Annotated in this window: 23 protein-coding genes and 4 tRNA genes; 9 read left to right on the plus strand and 18 right to left on the minus strand. The window is 62.1% G+C overall.

Going from position 1 to position 24,988, the window contains the following annotated elements:
• Positions 1-64 precede the first annotated feature (64 nt).
• From AC0JZ4_RS15605 to AC0JZ4_RS15625, 5 genes are all read right to left on the minus strand, one after another.
• Complete coding sequence (locus tag AC0JZ4_RS15605; RefSeq protein ID WP_471887266.1) at positions 65-1,330, minus strand: NAD(P)/FAD-dependent oxidoreductase; 1,266 nt, start codon at positions 1,328-1,330, stop codon at positions 65-67.
• Positions 1,331-1,516: 186 nt separating this feature from the next.
• Positions 1,517-2,272, minus strand: a complete 756-nt coding sequence (locus tag AC0JZ4_RS15610) for a pyridoxine 5'-phosphate synthase (protein ID WP_471887267.1) — start codon at positions 2,270-2,272, stop codon at positions 1,517-1,519.
• A gap of 400 nt (positions 2,273-2,672) precedes the next feature.
• Positions 2,673-2,749: transfer RNA gene (locus AC0JZ4_RS15615), tRNA-Pro, on the minus strand.
• A 74-nt stretch (positions 2,750-2,823) separates the two neighbouring features.
• A complete protein-coding gene (locus AC0JZ4_RS15620; RefSeq protein ID WP_471887268.1) occupies positions 2,824-3,366 on the minus strand; it encodes a DUF192 domain-containing protein in 543 nt (180 codons plus the stop codon).
• A complete protein-coding gene (locus tag AC0JZ4_RS15625; RefSeq protein WP_471887269.1) occupies positions 3,366-3,944 on the minus strand; it encodes a cold-shock protein in 579 nt (192 codons plus the stop codon). Before AC0JZ4_RS15625 ends, AC0JZ4_RS15620 begins: the two co-directional genes overlap by 1 nt.
• Positions 3,945-4,141: 197 nt before the next feature.
• Between AC0JZ4_RS15625 and gloA the strand changes: the two genes are divergently transcribed.
• The 5 genes from gloA to AC0JZ4_RS15650 all read left to right on the plus strand — a co-directional run bounded on the left by gloA (position 4,142) and on the right by AC0JZ4_RS15650 (position 5,957).
• Entirely contained in the window at positions 4,142-4,582 is a 441-nt protein-coding gene (gene gloA / locus AC0JZ4_RS15630; protein WP_471887270.1) for a lactoylglutathione lyase, read from the plus strand.
• A gap of 192 nt (positions 4,583-4,774) precedes the next feature.
• On the plus strand, positions 4,775-5,332 hold the full coding sequence (locus AC0JZ4_RS15635; RefSeq protein WP_471887271.1) for a hypothetical protein: 558 nt from the start codon (positions 4,775-4,777) through the stop codon (positions 5,330-5,332).
• A gap of 118 nt (positions 5,333-5,450) precedes the next feature.
• A tRNA-Glu gene (locus AC0JZ4_RS15640) sits at positions 5,451-5,525 on the plus strand.
• A gap of 141 nt (positions 5,526-5,666) precedes the next feature.
• Positions 5,667-5,741 (plus strand) — tRNA-Glu (locus AC0JZ4_RS15645).
• 141 nt (positions 5,742-5,882) lie between these two features.
• Positions 5,883-5,957, plus strand: a tRNA-Glu gene (locus AC0JZ4_RS15650).
• A 25-nt stretch (positions 5,958-5,982) separates the two neighbouring features.
• On the opposite strand, the gene recJ is transcribed toward AC0JZ4_RS15650, so the two are convergent.
• From recJ to AC0JZ4_RS15670, 4 genes are all read right to left on the minus strand, one after another.
• Entirely contained in the window at positions 5,983-7,815 is a 1,833-nt protein-coding gene (gene recJ, locus AC0JZ4_RS15655) for a single-stranded-DNA-specific exonuclease RecJ (protein WP_471887272.1), read from the minus strand.
• Positions 7,816-7,919: 104 nt separating this feature from the next.
• Complete coding sequence (locus AC0JZ4_RS15660; RefSeq protein WP_471887273.1) at positions 7,920-9,239, minus strand: homoserine dehydrogenase; 1,320 nt, start codon at positions 9,237-9,239, stop codon at positions 7,920-7,922.
• Positions 9,240-9,307: 68 nt separating this feature from the next.
• Positions 9,308-10,540 carry an LL-diaminopimelate aminotransferase gene (locus tag AC0JZ4_RS15665; RefSeq protein ID WP_471887907.1) on the minus strand — a complete coding sequence of 411 codons (1,233 nt, stop codon included), beginning with the start codon at positions 10,538-10,540 and terminating at the stop codon, positions 9,308-9,310.
• A gap of 145 nt (positions 10,541-10,685) precedes the next feature.
• Entirely contained in the window at positions 10,686-11,054 is a 369-nt protein-coding gene (locus AC0JZ4_RS15670; protein WP_471887274.1) for a hypothetical protein, read from the minus strand.
• Between the two features lie 179 nt (positions 11,055-11,233).
• Between AC0JZ4_RS15670 and AC0JZ4_RS15675 the strand changes: the two genes are divergently transcribed.
• Complete coding sequence (locus AC0JZ4_RS15675; protein ID WP_471887275.1) at positions 11,234-13,126, plus strand: PHA/PHB synthase family protein; 1,893 nt, start codon at positions 11,234-11,236, stop codon at positions 13,124-13,126.
• 15 nt (positions 13,127-13,141) lie between these two features.
• Positions 13,142-13,864 carry a DNA/RNA nuclease SfsA gene (sfsA, locus tag AC0JZ4_RS15680; protein ID WP_471887276.1) on the plus strand — a complete coding sequence of 241 codons (723 nt, stop codon included), beginning with the start codon at positions 13,142-13,144 and terminating at the stop codon, positions 13,862-13,864.
• Here the strand turns inward: sfsA and AC0JZ4_RS15685 are convergent.
• The gene (locus AC0JZ4_RS15685; RefSeq protein WP_471887277.1) at positions 13,861-14,142 is read right to left on the minus strand and encodes a type II toxin-antitoxin system RelE family toxin; all 282 of its coding nucleotides are present in this window, start codon (positions 14,140-14,142) and stop codon (positions 13,861-13,863) included. The two genes, sfsA and AC0JZ4_RS15685, sit on opposite strands and share 4 nt — an antisense overlap.
• Positions 14,132-14,380 (minus strand): type II toxin-antitoxin system Phd/YefM family antitoxin, encoded by a 249-nt coding sequence (locus AC0JZ4_RS15690; protein ID WP_471887278.1) that lies wholly within the window; start codon positions 14,378-14,380, stop codon positions 14,132-14,134. Before AC0JZ4_RS15690 ends, AC0JZ4_RS15685 begins: the two co-directional genes overlap by 11 nt.
• A 166-nt stretch (positions 14,381-14,546) precedes the next feature.
• On the opposite strand from AC0JZ4_RS15690, the gene map reads away from it, so the two are divergent.
• Complete coding sequence (gene map, locus AC0JZ4_RS15695; RefSeq protein WP_471887908.1) at positions 14,547-15,386, plus strand: type I methionyl aminopeptidase; 840 nt, start codon at positions 14,547-14,549, stop codon at positions 15,384-15,386.
• A 3-nt stretch (positions 15,387-15,389) separates the two neighbouring features.
• The gene (gene radC / locus AC0JZ4_RS15700) at positions 15,390-16,208 is read left to right on the plus strand and encodes a RadC family protein (protein ID WP_471887279.1); all 819 of its coding nucleotides are present in this window, start codon (positions 15,390-15,392) and stop codon (positions 16,206-16,208) included.
• A gap of 39 nt (positions 16,209-16,247) precedes the next feature.
• Here radC and AC0JZ4_RS15705 read toward each other — a convergent pair whose 3' ends face one another.
• From AC0JZ4_RS15705 to AC0JZ4_RS15735, 7 genes are all read right to left on the minus strand, one after another.
• On the minus strand, positions 16,248-18,059 hold the full coding sequence (locus AC0JZ4_RS15705; RefSeq protein WP_471887280.1) for an ABC transporter ATP-binding protein: 1,812 nt from the start codon (positions 18,057-18,059) through the stop codon (positions 16,248-16,250).
• The gene (locus tag AC0JZ4_RS15710; RefSeq protein WP_471887281.1) at positions 18,056-18,820 is read right to left on the minus strand and encodes a DUF1028 domain-containing protein; all 765 of its coding nucleotides are present in this window, start codon (positions 18,818-18,820) and stop codon (positions 18,056-18,058) included. Before AC0JZ4_RS15710 ends, AC0JZ4_RS15705 begins: the two co-directional genes overlap by 4 nt.
• A gap of 3 nt (positions 18,821-18,823) precedes the next feature.
• Positions 18,824-20,608, minus strand: a complete 1,785-nt coding sequence (locus AC0JZ4_RS15715; protein ID WP_471887282.1) for a gamma-glutamyltransferase family protein — start codon at positions 20,606-20,608, stop codon at positions 18,824-18,826.
• 18 nt (positions 20,609-20,626) lie between these two features.
• A complete protein-coding gene (locus AC0JZ4_RS15720) occupies positions 20,627-21,499 on the minus strand; it encodes an ABC transporter permease (protein ID WP_471887283.1) in 873 nt (290 codons plus the stop codon).
• 10 nt (positions 21,500-21,509) lie between these two features.
• Positions 21,510-22,457, minus strand: coding sequence for an ABC transporter permease (locus tag AC0JZ4_RS15725; protein WP_471887284.1), 948 nt, complete (start codon positions 22,455-22,457; stop codon positions 21,510-21,512).
• Positions 22,458-22,541: 84 nt separating this feature from the next.
• Positions 22,542-24,050 carry an ABC transporter substrate-binding protein gene (locus AC0JZ4_RS15730; protein ID WP_471887285.1) on the minus strand — a complete coding sequence of 503 codons (1,509 nt, stop codon included), beginning with the start codon at positions 24,048-24,050 and terminating at the stop codon, positions 22,542-22,544.
• Between the two features lie 79 nt (positions 24,051-24,129).
• Positions 24,130-24,915 carry a FadR/GntR family transcriptional regulator gene (locus AC0JZ4_RS15735; protein ID WP_471887286.1) on the minus strand — a complete coding sequence of 262 codons (786 nt, stop codon included), beginning with the start codon at positions 24,913-24,915 and terminating at the stop codon, positions 24,130-24,132.
• Positions 24,916-24,988 lie beyond the last annotated feature (73 nt).

The following is a 24,988-nucleotide window of genomic DNA, read 5'->3' on the forward strand; positions in this document are numbered from 1 at the left end:
AAATACTCGGGACGAGCCCGAGCATGACTTAGGTGAGCGATGCCACATTCTGCGGCGACGCGCCTCAGGACTCGTCCTTGACCGTTTCCTTCTGGGTGATCAGGCGAGCGCTGTGCTGGCCGGACAGATAGATCCACAGCCAGCTCCAAGCGACGGCTGCGCGTGAGCGGGTGCCGATCAGGAAGTAGATATGGGCGAGACCCCATATCCACCAGGCGAGCCCACCCTTCAGCTTGAACTTGCCGAAATCGATGACGGCGGCGCGCTTGCCGATCGTCGCCAGGCTGCCCTGGTGCTTGTACTTGAAGGGAGCAGGCGCAGCCTTGCTCTGAAGCCGTGCCTTGATGACGTTGGCAACATAGGAACCCTGCTGCTTGGCGGCGGGCGCAATGCCGGGAACCGGCTTGCCGTCTTCCTGGGTGACAAGCGCCGTGTCGCCGATGACGAAGATGCTCGGATCCGTCTTGACCGCCAGATCGGGACCGACGACGGCGCGCCCTGCCCGGTCGGCCTCGGAGCCGATCCATCGGGCGGCCGGCGACGCCTGGACGCCGGCGGCCCAGACGACGGTACGGCACGGAATGAACGTATCACCGACGGTGACACCTTCCTCGGTAATGGCGGTGACCGGCTTGCCGACATGCACTTCGACGCCGAGCTTTTCGAGCGCCGACTTGGTGTAGGCCGACAGGTCTTCGGTAAAGGCCGGCAGAACGCGCGGGCCGGCCTCGATCAGCAGAACCCGTGTGCGGGTCGTATCGATGCGGCGAAATTCCTTCGGCAGAACCTTGTTGGCAAGTTCGGCGATCATGCCGGCCATTTCAACGCCGGTCGGACCGGCACCGATGATGGCGAAAGTCAGCTGCGAATCGAGATCGGCCGTCTTTTCGGCGGCTTCCGCACGCTCGAAGGCGAGCAGGATGCGGCGGCGCAGCGTCGTCGCGTCCTCCAGCGTCTTCAGACCGGGAGCAACGCTTTCCCATTCGTCACGGCCGAAATAAGCATGGCGGGCGCCGGTTGCCAGAACGAGCGTGTCGTAATTGACCGTGTGGCCCGAGCTGAGCCTGACGGCCTTTGCCTCCGTATCGACGTCGAGCACTTCATCGAGAAGCGTCGTGACATCCTTGCGATCGCGGTACAGCCGGCGGATCGGCCAGGCGATTTCGGAGGTCGCAAGGACGGTCGTCGCGACCTGATAGAGAAGCGGCTGGAAGAGATGGTGATTGCGCCGGTCGATCAGCGTAATCTCTGCCCCGGCTCCCGCGAGCCCATGGACAGTTTGCAGTCCTCCAAATCCTCCACCGACGACGACGATCCTGTGCTTGGTCACCTTAGGCATTTCCCTGACTGACGAATGACAACTTATTGCTGCATGGCAGCGTGCTCTTAGTCCGAGTTGCGGCAAAACCGAACTGCGGCACATTGTCTTATCTTGATCGGAATCAAGGACAAATGCGCTGAGCGCATATCTCCAATCCACCTGACGCGGGTGCGCGGCCGCGAATCGGGTCGTGGATCAGTCGATCTTCTGGCCGCAGGCGCGGCGGAAACGACGCACCGTTTCAGCCATTCCGTATTCCAGGGCATCGGCCGTCAGACCGTGGCCGATCGAGACTTCGGCCAGCCGAGGGATACGCTTGACCAATGCGGGGAGGTTTTCGACCGTCAGGTCATGGCCGGCATTGACCCCGAGCCCGAGCGCCAGCGCGGCATCTGCGGTCCTGCCGAGATCCTCGAGGATGTCGGCGGCGCGTTCGGGCGCATCGAAGCAGCCGCCATAGGGGCCGGTATAGAGTTCGATCCGATCGGCGCCCGTCGCCCTGGCAAGCCCGACCGCCTGCTCGTCGCCGTCGCCATCGGCAAAAAGCGAGACGCGCATGCCGGATTTCTTCAGCCGCGCCACGACCGGCTTCAGCATTTCGCCATCGCGGCGGAAATCGAATCCGTGGTCGGATGTCGCCTGCGACGGATCATCCGGCACGAGCGTGACCTGTTCCGGCTGGATGCGTTCGCAAAGTGCCAGAAAATCCTCGCTCGGATAGCCCTCGATATTGAACTCGGCCTGAGGAAACTCGTCGTCGATCAGGGCGCGGATGACAGGCAGATCGGCAAAGCGGATATGCCGCTGATCCGGGCGCGGGTGGACTGTTAGACCAGACGCACCCGCCTTCAGCGCAATCCGGCCCAGAGCCTCGACACTCGGCCATGGCAGATCACGGCGATTGCGGAGCATGGCGACTGCATTGAGATTGACGGAGAGCAAGGTGGGCATGGGGCGGGCATCCGGGCTTCGACTATGACGCCATTCCTACGTCATGAGAACGGCAATGACCACCGGCTGAGCGCGATGATTTTCATCAAGATTCTTAATGCGTAGCGTGCCGTACGTGAGTTTACGCCTTACGCGGGCTTGGCTTGAATCGCATTTTATATTAGATTTATCTAACAGAATTCGCCACGTCACCCACCGGACTGACGGCGGCGGCGGACCGGGCCTGTCGGGGCGAATTCTGTCACCGTTCTTTTCGTCGGGTCTGGAATTCCAAGATCTCTTACTTGGCGCGGCATCTGGTCCGCTCGCTCTCGCCACACGATCAATCCCACACTGCGCGCGCAACATGCATTGGCGCGCTACGTTCAGCGCTACATCCTATTGATATGATGGGAAAACTTGGTCGGAGTGGAGAGATTCGAACTCCCGACCCTCTGGTCCCAAACCAGATGCGCTACCAGACTGCGCTACACTCCGTATCCAAGGTGGAGGCGAGATACACGGTTACGGGCAAGGCCGCAACTGCAAAATTCGATTTTTCTCTCTCAGTATCAGCCGCTGCCCGGAATTGCCTTGCCGATGACCTTGTCGCCGACGCGAATGCCGAGCTTTCGTGTCGCACCTGCATTGAGTTCAAGCACATAGCGGACGGGTCCGTGCGAATCGATGACTTCGCGCGAATAGGGAACCGCGTTCTGGCGAATGTGTGAAATCGTGCCGTCCAGCTGGATGAACAGCATGTCGAGCGGCAGGACGGTGTTTTCCATCCACATGGCAACCGGGCGCACGGCGCCGAAATCGAACAGCATGCCGGCATCCGCCGCCATCTGGGTGCGGAACATCAGGCCGTGAGCGCGCTGATCATTGTTCAGCGCCAGTTCGACGGTGAAAGGATGATAGCGGCCGGCCTTGGTCTGGATGGTCAGTTCGGACTTGCCGAACACGACCTGCTGATCTTGCGTCTGCGCAATGGCATTTCCTGCCGTGGCGACGCCTGACAATGCTATGGAGACCGCGAGTACGGCCGCTTTTGAAACCAAGGCCACCCGTGACGCGACGGAAGACTGGGCTACTGCGGATGACGCCCGCGACATCAGTGCGACCGGCTTGCCGGGACAACGTTGTCCGGGTGGATTTCTGCCGCCATGAGCCCCTTGTCGCCGGGTCCGAAGCGGACGAGAACGACCTGTCCGGGGCGCAGTTCGGCCAGACCGAAGCGACGCAGCGTTTCCATATGGACGAAGATGTCCTCGGTCCCCTCGCCGCGCGTCAGAAAGCCGAAGCCCTTGGTGCGGTTGAACCATTTGACCAGAGCGCGCTCCAGCCCGCTCGTCGGCGTGACCTGAACATGGGTGCGCACCGGCGGCATCTGCGACGGGTGAACAGCCGTCGACTGGTCCATGGAGAGAATGCGGAAGACCTGGTAGCCGCGTTCGCGTCGCTGGACGAGCGCCACGATGCGCGTGCCTTCCAGAATGGTCTGGTAGCCGTCGCGGCGCAGGCAGGTGACATGCAACAACACGTCCTGCATGCCGTTGTCCGGTACGATGAAGCCAAAACCCTTGGCGACATCGAACCATTTCACCACGCCGGTGATCTCGACGAGGTCGACTGGTTCGCCTGCGAGTTCCTCGAACGTCGCAATGCCCTTCGATGACATCCTGTCTGCCATATTCAATCGGCCCCTCGGTTACGCGTCACAACACGACGGTTAACTGATTCTTAGACATTAGATTAACATTGCGCCAACCGTCCAGCGCAAGTCTCGTGTTCTTCTTATTCACTCCCTTTCTAGTCGCGGTGGCTTGCTCCAGGCTGGCGGCTGATCCATATCGGGTGCGGTCGCACTGCATCAATGAGGAGACCAGAATGCGCTATCTCCACACCATGGTCCGGGTCAAGGATCTGGAAACCTCCCTTCATTTCTACACAACGGTGCTCGGGTTGAAAGAGATCCGCCGCATCGAAAACGACAAGGGACGCTTTACGCTCGTTTTCCTGGCTGGTGACAAGGATGTCGCCCAGGCGAGCGAGACCCAGGCGCCCTGCCTCGAACTGACCTATAACTGGGACACCGAGGATTATACCGGTGGCCGCAATTTCGGTCATCTCGCCTATGAGGTCGACAACATCTACGAGTTCTGCGAGCACCTGCAGAAGAACGGCGTGACCATCAACCGCCCGCCGCGCGAGGGTCGCATGGCGTTCGTGCGCTCGCCGGACGGGATTTCGATCGAACTTCTGCAGAAGGGCGAAAACCTGCCGGTCGCCGAACCCTGGGCATCCGCGCCGAATATCGGCAGCTGGTAAGCTTTGAAATTGCGACAGCGGCGTGTTGCGCGCCGCCGTCTTCTCTCCTCACTCATATCTGCCCCTTGCCCGATCGGGTCATTCGGGCGATTCTTCGGACATGATTCGCCGGCGCATGAGGCGCAGAACGGCCAAGAGGCATGTCCATTGAAATTCGCCCCTTCCCCTCAACCATCCTTACCGCCCGTATCCTTGCCGCCCAAACGGACGGCGCTTGTTCGCGGCGCGCTCATCATCGGCATGGCAACGGTTCTTGCCGGCTGCTCGACCAGCAAGGAGGCTGCCGACACGGGTGATGGCGCGACTATTCCTCTGGTCGGCACGGCGCCCGGCGCCGATGGCACGCCTGACGGCAGCCGCGCATCTCGTTCCGGCCGTTATGTCGATCCCATGATCTCGACAGCAGGCGGGCAGACGTCGGCGCGCGCCGGCGCGCAGGCGGGACGTTCCGCCGCCTCGCCGGCTGCGGCGACCAACGCATTCCCCGAAGCACCGCCGTCGATCGCCGGCATGACGACTCAACCGACCGGGGTGCAGGCCGGCAGTTTCAGCATATTCTCGTCCGCACAGCCGCAGGCTCAGGCTCCTGTGGCGCAAGTACCGGCGAATGGTACTGCCTCGATGGCGCCGGTCGCGCCGCAAGGTGGGGCCGGCGTCAGCGCGGCGCGGCGCAGCGTATTCAGTTCGAATACGCCGGCAACCGTCCCGACTTGCGGAACCGACGCTCAAGGGGTTCCGCTAAGCTGCTGATTGCGCGGCTTATTCCGCGATTTCCCACAGGCGCAAGGCGGCTGTCATTTTTTTGAAGAAAAGCGCGTTTTGGCGCTTGCGGGAAAGAAATCCCCTCTCTATAAGGGCGCCACAGCACGCGCCCTTCGTCTATCGGTTAGGACGTCAGATTTTCATTCTGAAAAGAGGGGTTCGACTCCCCTAGGGCGTGCCACTCCCCTTTTCCCAAGTATTTGTTTCCAAACAGATATCCGCGTCAATCCACGGGTTTGGAGCGCTTCTAAAATTGTCGTCCGAAAGTGCATTTTTGCGCTTGCGGTCTTTCAAAACCGCCCCTATAAGGGCGCCACAGCACGCGCCCTTCGTCTATCGGTTAGGACGTCAGATTTTCATTCTGAAAAGAGGGGTTCGACTCCCCTAGGGCGTGCCACTCCCCTTCTCCCAAGTTATTACGATCACAGACGAAAAGCGGATTTGCACGCGTATTGCCGCGCTGTAATTTTTCTGTCGCACAGATACATTTTTCGCTTGCGGACTCATCAAGCAGCCCCTATTAGAGCGCTCACCGCACGCGCCCTTCGTCTATCGGTTAGGACGTCAGATTTTCATTCTGAAAAGAGGGGTTCGACTCCCCTAGGGCGTGCCACTCCCCTTCTCTTTTTCGACGTTGATCAAGACGCCTTCACGGCATCCAGAAGCCTGATCTGCATGCGGCGATTGCCCTGCCAGTAATCGGCGCTCAGCGTGCCGGCGGCATGGATCTGCAGTCCACGGGAATTCATCAACAGGTCACCGAGCGGCGTATCGGCAGCGCGGAACGCTATGCCATCGAGACGCGCGCCATCAGCGGCTTCGAGCGTGATCTTGATGTGCGCCGTACCGACCGGGCGCACATCGCGCAATCGGTGGGCGGGAATGGCGAAGATCGGCTGCGGGTGGCCCGAACCATAGGGACCGGCCTTTTCCAGCTGGTCGAACAGCGCCAGCGTTGCGCCCGAGGCGGAAAGCGCACCGTCGATCTTGAGCGAATGGCTGGAGACGAGCGCCGGCACGCGGGATGCCGCCATTTCCTCGAAGAAGGCGCGCAGCGCACCGAGTTTGGCGCGCTCGACGGTGAGGCCGGCCGCCATCGCGTGACCGCCGCCCTTGACCAGCAGGCCGCCATCCACGGCGGCGCGGACCATGTGGCCCATGTCGAAACCGTTGATCGAGCGGCCGGAGCCGGCACCCTTGCCTTGCGAATCGAAAGCGATGGCAAAGGCCGGGCGCTTGAACTTTTCCTTCAGGCGCGCGGCGAGAAGGCCGACGATACCCGGATGCCAGCCATCATGGGCGGTCACGAGGACGTTGGCGCCCTCGCCGTCTCCATACTCGGCCAGAACCTCGGCTTCCGCCTCGGCCAGCATCGCAGCTTCCATCGTCTGACGATCGCGGTTGAGTTCGTCGAGGCGCGCGGCGATTTCCTCTGCCTGCACGTCGTCGTCGAGCGTCAGGAGGCGGCTGCCGAGCGCCGCATCGCTGATACGGCCGCCGGCGTTGATTCTCGGACCGATCAGAAAGCCGAAATGATAGGGCGTGACGGGGCCGGAGAGCCCCGCCTTCTTGAACAGAGCGGCCAGGCCGGCATTGCTCATGTGACGGGCGGCGATCAGACCTTTCACCACATAGGCGCGGTTCAGGCCTTTCAGCGGAACGACGTCGCAGACAGTGGCGAGCGCCACGAGATCGATCCAGGAGAGGAGATCGAGATCGGCCGCACGCCTGTCACCGGCCTCGCGCAGCACGCGGGCCGTGGCGACGAGCACGAGAAAGACGACGCCGGCGGCACAGAGATGCCCCTGACCGGAGAGATCGTCCTCGCGGTTCGGATTGACGAGCGCGGTTGCAGGCGGCAGTTCGGTGCCCATCTGGTGATGGTCAATGACGACGACGTCGCAGCCTTTTGCCGCCGCTGCGGCCAGTGATTCGTGGCTGGTCGAGCCGCAGTCGACGGTGACAATCAGTCCGGCACCGCGCTCGATGAGCTGTTCCATGGCCGCGACATTGGGGCCATAGCCTTCGAAGATGCGGTCAGGGATGTAGATTTCGGCATCGACGTCGAAATGCTTGAGGAACCGGTAGAGCAGTGCCGAGGAGGCCGCGCCATCGACGTCATAGTCACCGAAGATCGCGACGCGCTGGCGCCTGGCGATCGCTTGCGCAATCCGGGCTGCGGCCTTGTCGCAATCGGTCAAGGTCAGCGGATCGGGCATCAGCGAGCGGATGGTCGGATCGAGAAATGCCGGCGCGTCGTCTATTCCCACGCCACGGCCTGCGAGCACGCGTGCGACGATCTCGGGGACGCCGTGAACCTGGGCGATCGCCAGCGCCCGGTTCTGGCCGCCCTGATCGAGGCGCGACATCCAGCGCTGGCCGGATGCCGAGCGCTCGACGCCGAGAAAGGCGCGCTGCACGGGGTCGGCCGGCTCTGGCGGAACGATGGGGGAAAAGATCTTCGTGTTCATCCGCTATCCTTAGCCGATGATTTTCAAAACCGGAATCGGTTTTAAACGAAAGGCCGGGCATCGCGGCGATACCCGGCCTTTCAAACAGAGAGCGTCTTTCAGGATCAGAGCGCCTTGGGGCGCTCGATGCGGATCACCTGCGGTTCGCCGACCAGATAGGTCTCGGCCTTGATGCCTTCGACCGCCTTGCGGACCGACGCCTCGGTCGTGGCATGGGTGACGAGGATGATCGTCTTGTCGGTTTCGCCCTCGGCCGGCTTGGCGCGCTGAACGATCGATTCCAGCGAGATGCTGTTTTCGGCCATGCGGGTGGCGACGCTGGCAAACACGCCGGCGCGGTCGGCGACCGTCAGGCGGATGAAATAGCCACCTTCATGGCTGCGCATCTGCGCCTGCCTGTAGGGCGCAAGGCTTGCCGCCGGCTTGCCGAGAACCGGGACCTGCTGGGCGCCCGGACGGCTCTTGGCGATGTCGGCGATATCGCCAAGCACGGCGGATGCCGTCGCATTGCCGCCGGCACCGGGGCCGACCATCAGCAGCTCGCCGAGAATGTCGGATTCGATCGCCACTGCATTGGTAACGCCATCGACCTGGGCAATGACGCTGTCATGCGGCACCATGGTCGGGTGGACGCGCTGCTCGATACCGCTTTCGGTGCGCTGGGCAACACCCAGAAGCTTGATGCGGTAGCCGAGATCGGACGCCGCATGGATGTCGTCGATCGAGATATTGGTGATGCCTTCAAGATAGATCTCGTCCGCGGCAATCTTCGTGCCGAAGGCGAGTGTCGTCAGGATCGACAGCTTGTGGGCCGTGTCGTTGCCCTCGATGTCGAAGGCCGGATCGGCTTCTGCATAGCCGAGACGCTGGGCTTCCTTGAGGCAATCCGCGAAGGAAAGGCCTTCCTTCTCCATCTTGGTGAGGATGTAGTTGCAGGTGCCGTTCATGATGCCGTAGACGCGCGACACGGTGTTGCCGGTCAGCGATTCACGCAGCGCCTTGATGACCGGGATACCGCCGGCAACGGCTGCTTCGAAATTCAGCAGCGCACCCTTTTCCTCGGCGATCGTCGCAAGTTCGACACCCGAGGCGGCGAGAAGCGCCTTGTTGGCGGTCACCACATGGAGACCACGCTGAAGCGCGGTGCGGACCGAGTTTGCGGCAGGGCCGTTGGCACCACCGATCAGCTCGACGAAAACGTCGATATCGGCTTCGGCGGCAAGCTGTTCAGGCGTATCGAACCAGGTGATGGCGGACAGGTCGACGCCACGGTCACGGCTCTTGTCGCGCGCCGTGACGGCGGTAATCGTAATGGCCCGGCCGCAGGTCGTCGCGAGTTCACCCGCGCGCTCTTGGAGGATCCGGACGAGCGAGGCACCCACGGTGCCAAGACCCGCAATGCCGACTTTCAGGGCATCAGCCATTCTTGTACTTCCTGCGGTTTTCATGGAAAAAATGACGGCCGGAAAACGGCCGCCACGGGAGTGTAACTTCAGCGGCGGGTGTTGAGCGAGACGACGTTGTGCATCGTGTCGTCGGCCGTCGAGAAGAACTTCTTGATGTTGCGCGCAGCCTGACGGATGCGGTGCTCGTTTTCGACGAGCGCCAGACGGACGTAATCATCGCCCATCTCGCCGAAGCCGATGCCGGGAGCAACGGCCACATCTGCCTTCTCGACGAGCAGCTTGGAGAATTCGAGGCTGCCGAGATGGCGGAACTTTTCCGGGATCTTTGCCCAGGCGAACATGGTGGCTGCCGGCGGCGGAACCTCGAATCCGGCCTTGCCGAACGTGTCGACCATGACGTCACGGCGACGCTTGTAGACATTGCGGACTTCCGCGATGTCGGAACCATCGCCGTTCAGCGCATGGGTGGCAGCGACCTGGATCGGGGTGAAGGCGCCGTAATCGAGGTAGGACTTCACGCGTGTCAGGGCCGCAATCAGGCGCTCGTTGCCGACGGCAAAGCCCATGCGCCAGCCGGGCATGGAAAAGGTCTTGGACATCGAGGTGAACTCGACGCAGACATCCATCGCGCCCTGCACTTCGAGCACGGAAGGCGGCGGATTGTTGTCGTCGAAATAGATCTCCGAATAGGCAAGGTCGGAGAGCACGATGAGATCGTGCTTCTTCGCGAACGCGATGACGTCCTTGTAGAAATCCAGCGAGGCGACATGCGCCGTCGGGTTGGACGGGTAATTGATGATCAGCGCCAGCGGCTTCGGGATCGAATGCTTGACCGCGCGTTCCAGCGGCGGGAAGAAGCTTTCGTCCGGCTCGACCGACATCGAACGGATAACGCCGCCTGCCATCAGGAAGCCGAAGGCATGGATGGGGTAGGTCGGGTTGGGGCAGAGAATGACGTCGCCCGGCGCGGTGATCGCCTGCGCCATGTTGGCGAAGCCTTCCTTCGATCCGAGGGTGGCGACAACCTGCGTATCCGGGTTCAGCTTGACGCCGAATCGACGGGCATAATAGGCAGCCTGCGCACGGCGCAGACCGGGAATGCCCTTCGACGAGGAATAACGGTGGGTGCGCGGGTCCTGGACCACTTCGCAGAGCTTGTCGACGATCGCCTTGGGGGTCGGCAGGTCGGGATTGCCCATGCCGAGATCGATAATGTCCGCGCCGCCCGCTCGCGCGCTGGCTTTCAAACGGTTGACCTGTTCGAAAACATAGGGCGGCAGTCTGCGGACTTTATGAAACTCTTCCATCTCTCTTCCCATTGGGCGCAAGGCCATCGAGGCGCGGGGCAAAGCGGCGCAAACCATGCGCCGCATCCGCCTGCTTTGCGGCCAAACGGTGCGAAACGCAAGAGCTATTTGGAAAAGCCGATCAGGCCGCCGTCAGGCCCCGATCAACGCCTGACGGTCAGGGGGACTTGGTGATCGTGCCGAGCGCATCGGTGCCGTGCTCGGCTGCGAGCTTGCGGTATTCGACGACGCGTCTGCGATACTCGGCTTCCGAAATGTTGCCGGCGCGGCGGGCGCGGGCAAGCGCGGCAAGGCGCGGCTCGGTGCTTTCGTAATCGGCATCCTCGATCTGTTCGTTGGCGGCGACAAGCGTCCGGTCGAAGGTGGGATAGGTGCCGGTATCCTTCCTGGCCAACGGACCGGGCTCACGCACGGTGGTCGTTTGCGAGATCACCGCGGGCGGCGGCGTATTCGGGCGACCGTCATCGAGCGCAAAGCTCTGGCTGTTGCAGGACGCCAGGAAGGGCAGCACCGCCAAAGGCGCCATGATGGACGCGCATCGCATTCCGTGCCTTACAAATCCCATAAGCCTGCCCCATCTCCGTCGAAACTGATGACGGGCCGTGCATCGGCGCAAAGCATGGCACAGACCCGTTTGCGGCACTTGTATTCGCTTTCACGGCCATTGTACAAACGAAAACAACGGTCATGCACGGGAGGCTGCGATTGGCCCACAAGTCCGACGATCACGGACCTGCCGGACAGGATTCTCCAGGCTTCGACACCAAGGGGTTCGGCGCCGGGTTCGATGCGTTGTTCGAGGCCTACACGATCAAGGACCCGCAATCGCTGATGATGAACGGCGCGCGGGCGCTGGAGAATCTCGGCCGCGCCGCCGCCGAATGGCTCGGACCACGCGAGCGCGGCGAGATTACCGACGACATGTTCGCCGCCCCGGTCGGCGATTTCATCAATACGATGTCGGCGCTGACCGAGTACTGGATGTCCGACCCGAAGCGGCTGATCGAGGCGCAGACGCTCATTCTGTCCACCTATGTCGAGATCTGGATGCGCAATGTGCAGCAGATGGGCGGCGTGGACGAATCCGGTGCCGCGGCAATGGCCAAGGCCGAGATGGCTGCGAACAAGGATCGTCGCTTTGCCGACGAGGACTGGTACAAGAACCCGTTCTTCGCCTTCCTGCGGCAGGTGTTTCAGGCCAGTGCTTCATGGGCCGACCGGCTGGTGACCGAGGCGGACGGCCTCGACGAGATCACACGATACAAGGCCCGTTTCTATATGCGGCAGATGACGGCGGCATTTTCACCGGCCAATTTTGCAGTCACCAATCCGGAAGTCTATCGCAAGACGGTGGAAAGCCACGGGATGAATTTCGTGACCGGCATGCGGATGTTTGCCGAGGACATCGTCGCCGGCGGCGGACATCTGCGGCTGCGCCAGACGGATAGCGAAGGGTTTGGCGTCGGACGCAATCTGGCGATCACGCCGGGCAAGGTTATCGCCCGCAACGGGCTTTGCGAAGTGCTGCAGTATGCGCCGGCGACGGAGACGGTACTGAAACGACCGCTCGTCATCGTGCCGCCGTGGATCAACAAGTTCTACATTCTCGACCTCACACCGGAAAAAAGCTTCATCAAGTGGTGTGTCGAGCAGGGGCATACGGTGTTCGTCATCTCCTGGGTCAACCCAGACAAAAGCCACGCGGCAAAGGACTGGGAGGCCTATATCCGTGAGGGCATAGACTTTGCGATCGCCGCCGCCACAGAGGCGACGGGCGAAAGCAAGGTGAACGCCATCGGCTATTGCGTCGGCGGCACGCTGCTTGCGGCGGCTCTTGCGCTGCATGCACAGGAGAAGGACGAGCGTGTCGCATCGGTCACCTTCCTGACGGCGCAGGTTGATTTCGAGGAGGCGGGCGACCTGAAGGTTTTCGTCGATGAAGAGCAGCTCGCGGTGATGGAAAAGCAGATGGCCGCGACCGGTTATCTGGCCGCCTCGCAGATGGCGGCCGTGTTCAACCTTCTGCGCTCGTCGGAACTGATCTGGCCCTATATGGTCAATAGCTACCTGATGGGCCGCGATCCCCTGCCCTTCGATCTTCTCTACTGGAATTCCGATTCCACCCGCGTGGCCGCCGCCAACCACGCCTATTACCTGCGCAACTGCTATCTCGACAACGCGATGAGCGGCGGGCGGATGACGCTCGGCGGCACGACAATCGACCTCAAGGACATCACCATTCCGATCTTCAATCTCGCCACGCGCGAAGACCATATCGCCCCTGCCCGCTCCGTCTATCGCGGCAGTGCCGCGTTCGGCGCACCGGTGGAATTCGTGCTCGCGGCGTCCGGCCATATCGCCGGCGTGGTCAATCCGCCGTCGCGCCACAAGTATCGCTACTGGAGCGGCGGCGGCAAAGCCGAGACGCTGGACGGCTGGCTCGAGACGGCTACGGAAACCGGCGGCTCGTGGTGGCCACACTGGCAGCGATGGGTGGAAGCGCAGGACGACGCGCGTGTTCCCGCTCGTCAGCCGGGCGATGGCGACCTGTCACCGGTCGGAGATGCGCCCGGTGCTTATGTTCTGGCGCGCGGCTGACGAGACCGGACATTCATGAAATTCGATCCGCCGCTTACACCCGCAACGCTGGTGCAGCGCTACAAGCGCTTTCTGTTCGACGCCGTGCTGAAAGACGGCACGCCGATTACCGGTTCGTGCCCCAATACCGGCTCGATGCGCGGGCTGACCACGCCCGGATCACGCATCTGGCTGTCCGAACATGACAGCCCGACGCGCAAATACCGCCATGTTTTCGAGATGATCGAGGCGGATGGCCAGATGGTCGGCGTCAATACCGGCATGCCGAACCGATTGGCCGAGGAGGCAATCCGGGCCGGCCTCGTGCCCAGCCTCTCCGATTATTCGACGATCCTCAGGGAACAGAAATACGGACGCAGTTCGCGCATCGACTTCCTTCTGAAAGAGGCCGGATTGCCGGACGCCTATGTCGAGGTGAAGAACGTGCATTTCAGCCGCGAACCGGGGTTTGCCGAATTTCCCGATACGGTGACGAAACGCGGCGCCAAGCATCTGGAGGAACTCGGCGACATGGCAGAGGCCGGTCACCGGGCGGTGATGATCTATCTGATCCAGCGGGCCGACTGCAAACGCTTTGCAATCTGCGCCGATCTCGACCCCTTCTATGCGGTGTCGTTTCAGCGGGCCAGGCTGCGCGGCGTTGAGGCCTATGCAATCCGCTGTGCCGTATCGCAAGAAGGGATCGCGGCGACCGGGCTGGTACCGGTTCTGGAGACACAAGGCGGCGTCCTGATCTAGCGCTTTCTGGCAGCCTCATAGACGGCATTGCGATCACGGCGGCCGATTGCGACAACGAGCACGATCAGTTGCCCATCCCTGACCTCATAGACAAGCCGATAGCCGGCGGATCGCAACTTGATCTTGTAGCGATCCTTGCTGCCATGAAGCTGAGCGGCCGGCACCCGAGGGATCTCCAGCCGCTCGGCAAGCTTCTTCCTGAACTGCTCGCGGATATTGGCGTCCAGTTTGCGCCATTCCTTCAGAGCCGCGTCGAGAAAAGCCAGCTCATAGCTCATCAAGCCTGACCTTGACGACGGGCTCATTGACCCGGCTGTCAGCCAGCGCATTGAGTTCCATGTCTTCCAAGCGCTCCAGCATGGCTTCATATGCGGCAGCAGGCACGCAGTAGAATGCCGGTTCGTTGCGGTTGAGGATAGCAACCGGCGAACCGTCTCCCGCAGCGACGGTTCCCATCGGGTTGCGCTTCAATTCCGAGATGCTGGCCGTCACTTCGGCAAGGACGATGCTGACCATGAATTTTTCTTTCGTGCCTTTAAGAGCACTCTATATAGCACTTGCAACAGGCAGATGGAATATGCGCTCAAGCGCGCTCGAACGACAATCCGGTCGAACTCGCTCAACGGCATGGACGAACCCCGCCATGCTGCATTATGAACGGGTAAGCGAAGAGAGAAACATGATGGTAAATTACATTGAGGCGGCTTCCGCCCCCCTGAAGAACACAGGCGCGATCCGTCTTTACAACACGACCGACGATTTTGCCGGGATGCGCAAGGCATGCCTTCTGACGGCACGATGCCTCGACGAGCTGGCATCGATCGTCAAGCCGGGCGTTACCACCAGCGCGATCGACCGCTTCGTCTTCGAATTCGGCATGGATCACGGCGCGCTGCCCGCGACGCTGAACTATCGCGGCTACAAATATTCCGTCTGCACCTCGATCAACCACGTCGTCTGCCACGGCATGCCCGACGACAAGCCGCTGCGCGAAGGCGAGATCGTCAATATAGACGTGACCTACATTCTCGACGGCTGGCACGGCGATTCAAGCCGCATGTATCCGGTCGGCGAAATCAAGCGCGCAGCAGAGCGGTTGATGGAAGTGACCTATGAGTGCCTGATGCGCGGCATTGCAGTGGTCAAACCCGGCGTGCGCACCGGCGCAATCGGCGAAGCGATCCAGACCTATGCCGAGGCCGAGCGCTGCTCCGTCGTGCGCGATTTCTGCGGCCACGGCGTCGGGCGGCTGTTCCACGACACCCCCAACATCCTGCATTACGGACGCGCCGACGAAGGCCCGGAATTGAAGGAAGGCATGATCTTCACGATCGAGCCGATGATCAATCTCGGCAAACCGCATGTGAAGGTGCTCGCCGACGGTTGGACGGCGGTGACCCGCGACCGATCGCTTTCGGCACAGTACGAACACGCCATCGGCGTGACCGCCACAGGCTGCGAAATCTTCACCCTATCGCCCGGCGGCTTCGATCGCCCCGGCCTGCCGCCGCTTCAGGGCTGACCGATGAACAAGCGCCCCCTTTCCTCGCAGGATCCTTCCGAACCGAACGAGGACATGGGGCGTGACGACCTGTTTGCCGACGAACGTGGATATTTTGCCGAACAGCCGGCAAAGCGCGCTTCCCTGAAGACGGGCCCGGCTGCCGAGGCCGACGAGCACTATCACGGCCACCGCGAACGCCTGCGCGAAAAATATCGCGAACACGGCGATACCTCGCTGGCCGATTACGAGATCCTCGAACTGCTGCTGTTCCGCTCCATCCCGAGACGCGACACCAAGCCGCTGGCGAAAGCGCTGCTTGCGCGGTTCGGTTCGCTTGCGGGTGTCTTCGGTGCGCCGGTAGCCCTGTTGCAGGAGGTGAAGGGGATCGGCGAGACGGTGGCACTGGACCTGAAACTCGTCGCCACCGTCGGACAGCGCATTCTGCGGAGTGAACTGCGCGAGAAGCAGGTTCTCTCATCCTGGTCTTCGGTGATCGACTATTGCCATGCGGTGATGGCGTATGAAGCCCGCGAACAATTCCGCGTCCTGTTTCTCGACAAGCGCAATGCGCTGATCGCCGATGAAATCCAGGGCAAGGGAACGGTGGATCACACGCCCGTCTATCCCCGTGAAGTGATGCGGCGGGCGCTGGAGCTTTCGGCGACGGCGATCATATTGGTGCACAACCACCCGAGCGGCGACCCGACGCCGTCACGGGCCGATATAGACATGACGAAGACGATCATCGAGACGGCCAAGCCACTCGGCATCACCGTCCACGATCACATCATCATCGGCAAGGATGGTCATGCCAGCCTCAAGGGACTGAGGCTGATCTGAGGCCAACAAAAAGCCGGCGCGATGGCCGGCTTCCGTTTGTTACGCCATCTGAACCATGTGGCCCGGCGATACTTCGCGGTATTCCCGCTTCGGGGGCTGGTAGTCCATGCCGCGCACCGGGCTTTTCAGTTCGTCGTTGGAAATGCCACGGCGGATGCCACGGCGCGACGGGTCAGGCACTGGAACGGCCGACATCAGCTTCTTGGTGTAGGGATGCTGCGGATTGTCGAAGACGGCAGCGCGCGGGCCGATCTCGACGATCTCGCCGAGATACATGACCGCGACACGATGGCTGACGCGCTCGACCACCGCCATGTCATGGGAGATGAACAGGAAGGCGAGGTTGAGGCTCTGCTGCAGGTCGAGCAGAAGATTGCAGACCTGCGCCTTGATCGACACGTCGAGCGCCGAGACGCTTTCGTCGGCGACGATGACCTTCGGGTCGAGGGCTAGCGCACGGGCAATGGCGATACGCTGGCGCTGGCCGCCCGAGAATTCATGCGGATAGCGGCTCGCCATGTCGGCTGCAAGGCCGACCTTTTCGAGCAGATCAGCCGTCTTTTCCTTGGCCTGTTTCGCAGTGCCGAGCTTGTGCTTGATGAAGGGCTCGGAGATCGCCGTGCCGACCGTCATGCGCGGGTTAAGCGAGGAGAACGGGTCCTGGAAGATCATCTGCACGGACTTGCGCATGTTGCGCAACGCCACCGTATCGAGCTTCATCACATCGTAGCCGTCGAGCGACACGTCGCCGGCTGTCGGCTCGACGAGGCGCATGATCGAACGGCCGGTCGTGGACTTGCCGCACCCGGATTCGCCGACGAGCGACAGCGTCTCGCCCTGGAAGAGATCGAAGGAGACGTTCTCGACCGCATGGACCGCACCGGTCTGGCGCGACAGAAGGCCTGACTTGATCGGGAAGCGGGTAATGAGGTTCCTCACCTGCAGAACCGGCGTCTTGCCGCCGGCCACCGTGTTGGCGACCTCGACCGGCTCTGCCGTCTCGCCGGTCGTAGCATCGAGAACCGGAAAACGCGTCGGCCACTTGCGGCCCTGCATCGAGCCGAGCTTCGGCACAGCCGACAGGAGTGCGCGGGTATACGGGTGCTTGCCGCGCAGGAAGATGTCTTCGGTCGGGCCGGTTTCGACTTCATCCCCGCGGAACATGACGATCGTGCGGTCGGCGATTTCGGCAACGACGCCCATGTCGTGGGTGATGAAGAGGACCGACATGCCCTCCTCTTCCTGCAGGATCTTGATCAGGTCGAGGATCTGTCCCTGGATGGTGACGTCGAGTGCCGTCGTGGGTTCGTCGGCAATCAGGAGCTTCGGGCGCGAGGCAAGCGCCATGGCGATCATGACGCGCTGGCGCATGCCGCCGGAAAACTGGTGCGGATACTCGTCAAAACGGCCGGCGGCGTTCGGGATACGGACCTTTTCGAGAAGACGGATCGTCTCGGCGCGAGCCTCGGCCTTCGACATGGCCTTGTGGCGGATCAGAACCTCAGAGATCTGTCGGCCGATGGTGAAGATCGGGTTGAGCGAGGTCATCGGCTCCTGGAAAATCATCGAGACTTCGTTGCCGCGCACCGCCCGCATCTCTTGCTCAGAAAGAGCGAGGAGATTGCGGCCGTTCAGCATGACCTCGCCTTCGATACGGCTCGCCGCCGGATTGAGGAGGCGCATCAGCGACAGCGAGGTGACGGACTTGCCGGAACCAGATTCGCCGACGATGGCAACGGTTTCGCCCGGCGCAACGTCGAAGGACATGTTGCGCACGACGCTCTTCCATTGGCCGTCAACCAGGAAGGAGGTGGAGAGGTTCTTGACGGAGAGGACGGGAGCTTGGGTCATAGTGGTTTCCAGGGGGTAGCAAAGGAAGCGGAGGCACGGCCTTCCGCGTCGCGGGCAGCTTCGAGCGCTGCGATTTTCTGATCGATGACGCTGCGGTCGATCATCCCGTGCGGGTTGTCGCGGGTGGGCATGGTCTCGGCAACATGAAGGTATCGCTCCTGCGCCACGGCATAGAGCCTGCGCAGTTCGACAAGCGGCTCTGCGTGGTCATCGGCATGGATGCGCAGCCAGGGATAATCCTGATCGCGGTAGATGACGATCGCTGCCGACTGACGCCCGCGCTTGTCGCCACCAGCGGCCTCGCCGGCATCCATCGCGTCGAGCAAGCATTCCGCCATCGGCTTTCCCGATGCGGCACGGTCCTTGTAGACCCGCAACGTCTCGGCGATAACCTCCGGTCCGGCGAGCATGTTGCCGGCGACGGAGACGTTGTCGTCCACCAGATGACCGGCCCAATCGACGCATTTTTCACCGGTGAAGGCGGCGGTGCGGCCTCGCCCGTCGATCAGGTGCATCTGGCGCTGGCGATAGCCGTCGTCGCGGGCGGTGAGCGTCGCGATGATCTCGTCCGGCGACTTGCCATCATCGAGAAGCGTCAGGCCGTCGGTGCCGTAGAGCGGGCTGACAAAGGCCTGGGTGGCGATTGCTCCCACCCCGCCCCTGACATGCGGCACCGTGCCGCCGACCGCGAAGAAGCGGCTGGCGACGGCGATGCCCAGATGGCCCGTCTTTTGATCGCGTGCGACGATCGACCAGGTCATGGCTTAGCGTCCAATCGCATAGGCCTGCATCAGGCGCGGGGTTGCAGCGGCGTGCAGCAGGCCGTCGGCATCACGGCGCGCAGCCGTCAGGCGACCCACCGTCCACGGATCGGCGACCTTGACCTTGTGGCCACGGCTGCGCAGCGCTTCGAGCGTCGCCTCGCCGATCGTGCTTTCCACCATGATCTCGCCCGGCGAACTGGTGCGAGGATAGAAAGAGCCGGGAAAGTGCGACGTGTGGAACAGCGGCATGTCGATCGTCGCCTGCAGGTTCTTTCCGTGATGGGCATAACGCAGGAAGAAGGGCAGTTGCCACTGGTCCTGCTGGTCACCACCCGGCGTACCGAACACCATTGAGGGCTTGCCCTGATGCAGTGCCAGCGACGGGGTGAGCGTCGTGCGCGGGCGCTTGCCCGGCGCGAGCGAGGTCGGCAGACCTTCCTTCAGCCAGAACATCTGGGCGCGGGAATTGAGCGCGAAACCGAGGCCCGGCACGATCGGCGAAGACTGCAGCCAGCCGCCCGACGGGGTGGTCGAGACCATGTTGCCCCAGCGATCGATGACGTCGATATGGACGGTGTCGCCCTTCTTCTCGGTGAGGTGCGACATGGTCGGCTCGTAGACCGTGCCGGTGCCGCTCATCTCGGCAAGCATGGCCATCGTCGCATCGACCTGGCGCTCATAGCCCGGTACGGTGCCGGGACGCAATTCGAGCGATGCGGTCGAGCCGATCAGCTTGCGGCGCTCGGCATTGTAGCCTTCCGACAGAAGATATTCGGTCGGGATCTGGCCGAATTCCGGATCGCCGTAGTACACCTCGCGGTCGGCATAGGCGAGCTTCATGGCTTCCACGATCGTGTGGACGAAATCCGGGCCGGAAGGGTCCATGGCGGCGAGATCGAAACCCTTGAGCAGCGCCAGCGACTGCAGGAGCACCGGCCCCTGCCCCCAGGCCGGCGTCTTGGCGATCGTCCAGTCCTGGTAGTCGAGCGTCTGCGGTGCTTCCACCGTGGCGCGCCAGTTGGCCATGTCTTCTGCCGTCAGCACGCCCTTGTGCTTCGAGCCGGAGGCATCCATGACCTCGGCGGTCCGGACGTAGCGATCGATCGCCTCGGCGACAAAGCCGCGATAGAAGGCGTCGCGAGCGGCTTCCACCTGATTTTCGCGACCTGTCTTCGCCTCGGATTCGGCGATGATGCGCTTGTAGGTTTCGGCCAGAACCGGGTTCTTGAAATTGGCATGGGCTTCCGGTGCAGCACCGCCGGGCAACCATGTCTCGTAGGAGGTCGGCCATTCCTTCTCGAAGAATTCGGCAAGGCCCTTGATCGTGGCGGATACGCGCGGCAGCGTCGGGTGGCCATGCTCGGCGTAGTAGATTGCCGGCTCAAGCACTTCGCGGACGGTCATCGTGCCGTAGTCGCGCAGCATCAGCATCCAGCCGTCGAAAGCGCCGGGAATGACGGTCGCCAGCAGGCCGTCGCCTGGGATCAGCTTCAGGCCTTCATTCGTGTAGTGCTCGATCGTGGCGCCAGCCGGCGCCGGAGCCTGAGCGCAGATGACCTCGACCTTGTCGGTCTTCTTCGAATAGAAGACGGCCGGCATGTCGCCGCCGGGACCGCACAGATGCGGCTCGACGATCTGCAGCACGAAGCCGGTGGCAACAGCCGCATCGAAGGCGTTGCCGCCCTTTTCGAGGATCGCCATGCCGACAGCGGACGCAATCCAGTGGGTGGAGGTGACGACGCCGAATGTGCCGAGGATTTCGGGGCGCGTGGTAAAGTCACTCATTATCGCATTCCTTGAGGATTAGTTTTCACGCGGGTCGAGCGCATCGCGCAGACCGTCGCCGAGCAGGTTGAAGCCGATCACCACGAAGAAGATCGCGATACCGGGCCACAGCGTCATCCATGGCGCCTGGCTCAGGAAGTTCTTGGCCGTGTTGAGCATGGAACCCCAGGAAGGCGCCGGCGCCTGCTGGCCGAGACCGAGGAAGGAAAGGCTCGCTTCGGCGATAATGGCGGTGGCGACCGTCAGGGTTGCCTGAACGATGATCGGGGCAAAGACGTTCGGCAGGATGTAGCGGACCATGATGTCCATGTGGTTGAGGCCGATCGAACGAGCGCCTTCCACATAGTCTTCCGTCTTGACGGCCAGAACCTGGCCGCGGGTCAGCCGCACGAAGATCGGCATGGCGGAAAGGCCGATGGCGATCATCGCGTTGGTCAGGCTCGGGCCGAGGAAGGCTGCGAGCGCGATCGCCATGATCAGGAACGGCATGGCCAGCAACGCCTCGGTGACACGCGAGATCACCATGTCGACCCAGCCGCCGAAATAGCCGGAGATCAGGCCGAAGGGAACGCCGATGGCAACCGCGATGAAGACCGAGATGACGCCCGCCATCAACGAGGCCTGCGCGCCCCAGATCATGCGCGAGAGGATGTCGCGGCCGAGATCGTCGGTGCCGAGCCAATGAGCGGCGGAAGGCGCACGGCGGATCGCACCCCAGCTTGTGGCGATCGGATCGGCGATCGGCAGGATAGGTGCCGCAACGGCGAGAAGGCTGAAGAAGGCAACGATGACGAGGCCGACAAGCGCCGACTTGTTGCGCTTCATCTTCTTCCAGGCGCGGCTTTCCTGTCGCTTGACCGGGACGGGAACGGTGGAGTTGAGTGCGGTCATATCGTCAGCCTCAGATAGTCGCCCTGAGGCGCGGATTGAGCATTACATAGGCGATGTCGGCGAGCAGGTTCATCAGGATGAAGCCGATGGCGGTGCACAGCACGATGCCCTGGACGACGGCGTAATCGCGGGTGAACACGGCATCGACGGTCATCTTGCCGAAACCCGGAATGGTAAAGATCTGTTCGGTCAGGACAGCGCCGCCCAGGAGTTCGCCGAAGAGCAGCGCAAGAAGCGTGATGACCGGCAGAAGCGCGTTGCGGAAACCGTGCGACATGACGATCTGCCAGGGTGAGAGACCCTTGGCGCGTGCCGTGCGGATGTAGTCGGAGCTCATGACTGCAAGCATGGCCGAGCGGGTATGGCGCATCAGCGTTGCAGCAAGCGCCGTGCCCAGTACGAAGGCCGGCATGATCATCGTCTCGATAGAGCGAACCGGATCGACAAAGATCGATTCGTAGCCCGAGGCCGGCAGCCAGCCGAGCTGGACGGAGACCAGCAGGATCAGCATGATGCCGAGCCAAAAATTCGGAATGGAAAGCCCCGACAACGCCACGATATTGGCCGTGTAGTCGATCCAGGTATTCTTCTTCACGGCCGCCAGAATGCCCATCGGGATGCCGATCATCATCGCGAAGATCATCGCCATGATGGAGAGCTGGATGGTGACAGGCAATTTCTGGCCGATCAGTTCCAGCACCGGCTGGTTGGTGCGCAGGGAAATGCCGAAATCGCCTGTCACGACGCCGCCCAGCCAATTGACGTACTGGATCGGCAGAGGATCGTTGAGGCGATACTTCTCGCGCAGGAATTCGATGGTCGCCGGATCGCGCTCTTCACCGGCCATGGCCAGGATAGGATCACCGGGCAGAAGCTTCTGCAGGGAGAAGACGAAGATCGAGATGATCAACAGGGTCGGGATGGCGACCAGCAGTCGCTTGCCGATGTAGACAGGCATGGCATTGCCCTCGTTTAGGGTAAGTCTGGCAGATAGGGATATTCCGGCCGCACGGAAAACGCGTGCGGCCGGAACGGATGCGGATTAGTCCTTGGAAACGCCGAGAAGGCGGATCATGCCGTCCGGCGAAGGCTTCCAGCCCTTGACGCTGTTGGAAACAGCATAGGCATAGGGCTGGTGGCCGAGGTAGATGATCGGCATGTCGTCCGCGAGGATGACGGATGCTGCGTCATACTTTTCCTTGCGAGCGGCATCTTCTGTCGAGGCGCGAGCTTCGTCGAGCAGCTTGTCGACTTCCGGGTTGCAGTACTTCACGTCGTTGATGCCGCCCTTGCAGGTGACGAACTGGTGAAGGTTACCGTCCGGATCGATACGGCCCGACCAGTCGGAACGCGACAGCTGGTAATTACCGGCGGTCTGCTCGGACAGAAGCGTGGCGAATTCGGTCGCCTTCAGCGTGACGTTGAAGCCGGCTTCCGCCACCATAGACTGGATGACCTGCATCATCTGCGTCTGCGTGGTGTTGTTGGCGTGCTGAAGCTCGACGTCGAGCGTCTCGTAGCCCGCTTCCTTCATCAGTTCCTTGGCCTTCTCGATATCACGAGCCGGGACCGGCAGGTTCTGGTTGAACCACGGGCTGGTCGGCGGATAGGGCTGGTTGCCGGCCTTGGCGGTGCCTTCATAGACGATCTGGCTGATCGCTTCGCGGTCGATGGCGAGCGAGAAGGCCTGACGCAGGCGCTTGTCCTTGCCGAGCGGGTTATCTGCACGCGCGCCGTTACCGACGTTGACATACATCGCCATGTAGCCCGGACCGATAACGTCGGCATAGGTCAGGTTCGAATCACTCTTCACCGACTCTGCGTCGGAGGCCGAGATGCGCTCCGCCATGTCGAGATCGCCCGAACGAAGGTTGGCGAGCTTTACGGTCGTGTCCGGGATCGGCAGGTAGGTTACCTTGTCGACGAGAACCTTGTCGGCATCCCAATAGTCGGCGAACTTTTCAAGCACGATGCGGTCCTGCGCGATGCGCTCGACGAACTTGAACGGACCAGCACAAACCGGAGCGCTGCCGAAGTTGGCGCCGAGTTCGGCTGCCGCCTTCGGAGCAACGATCATGCCGGCGCGGTCGGTCAGCTGGGCAAGCAACGTAACATCGGCAGACTTGAGCGTGAACTTGACTTCCAGCGGGCCGGTCGCCTCGACCTTTTCAACCGAGGACAGCTCGCTCTTGCGGCGCGATTCGGGCAGGGTCATGTTGCGAACGATCGTGGCGACGACGGCTGCTGCATCGAGCGCTTCGCCATCGTGGAACTTGACGCCTTCGCGGATCTTCATCGTCAGAACCTTGCCCTCTTCGGACCAGGCCCATTCGGTGGCGAGCTGCGGGACGATCTTCATGTTCTCGTCGATGTCGACGAGCTTGTCGCACATGGCGGTGTAGACGATACGGCCGACGAAGGTGCGCGACTGTGCCGGATCCAGCACGTCGGCATCGTCGTTGAGGCCGATTCGCAGTTCCGATGCCATGGCCGGGGCGGCCAGGAAGGCACTGGCGAGAAGCGCCGCAGTGAGAGTGGAGAATTTCTTCATGATTGGTCCTCTGGTCTGACTATCTCTGGTGGCTATTGTTGTTATTGGCCGGCAAGCGCCGGCGGGTGTTTCCGGCGGTTCACGATGCGGCGCTCAAGGGCGACGCGTCGGTCTCCGCAAGTTCTGAGGGGCCGCCTGCCGCCCCAACCTCGTCGAGAGCCTCGAGCGAGGTGGCGCGGATCAGGCGTTCCTGGTGCATGAGAAGATGCTGGCGCATTGCCTCGCCCGCCCTGCCCGGATCGCGGGCGGCAATTGCATCGACGATGGCCATATGCTGCTCGTAGGAGGTGCGGCCATTGGTGCCGGTGCGACGCGCGCGCTCGCGGATCGACTGCCAGGCTTCGTCCTGACGAATGCGGTTGATGACGTCGAAGATCGACAGGAAAAGCTTGTTGCCGGCGCTCTGGGCGATCTGGCGGTGCAGCGATCCGTCCCACAATTCCTTGCTGTCGGCATCGGTGCTCTGACCGGTCTTTTCGGCGAGGGCGCGCATGCGCTCGATCTCCGCCGGTTTGGCCCGCATCGCGGCAAGCTGTGCCAGCTGCGGCTCAATGCGCAGGCGCACTTCCATGATTTCCATGATGTCGGTACCCGCGACCAGCGCCTCCACATGGTCGCTCCAGCCATCCGGCTTTTCGCCGACAAAGGTCCCAGCGCCCTGACGACGCCAGATCAGGCCTTCCGACTCCAGCACTTCAAGCGCACGACGAACAGCCCGGCGACTGACGCCGAGCGCATCCGTCAGCGCGCGCTCGGTCGGCAAGCGGCCTTCGCTGCCGAATTCGTTCGAGGCGATCATCGCCCGCAAGCGCCCTAGAGCATAAGTTGAGTTGTCTGCGGCCAATTCGCCTACCGGACCATTCATTGAACCAATTATCGATTGGTCACAAAAAACCCGATCGCACCTCCGAGGTCAAGCCACTTTTTCATCAATTTTT

The sequence above is a fragment of the [Rhizobium] kunmingense genome, assembly GCF_977018605.1.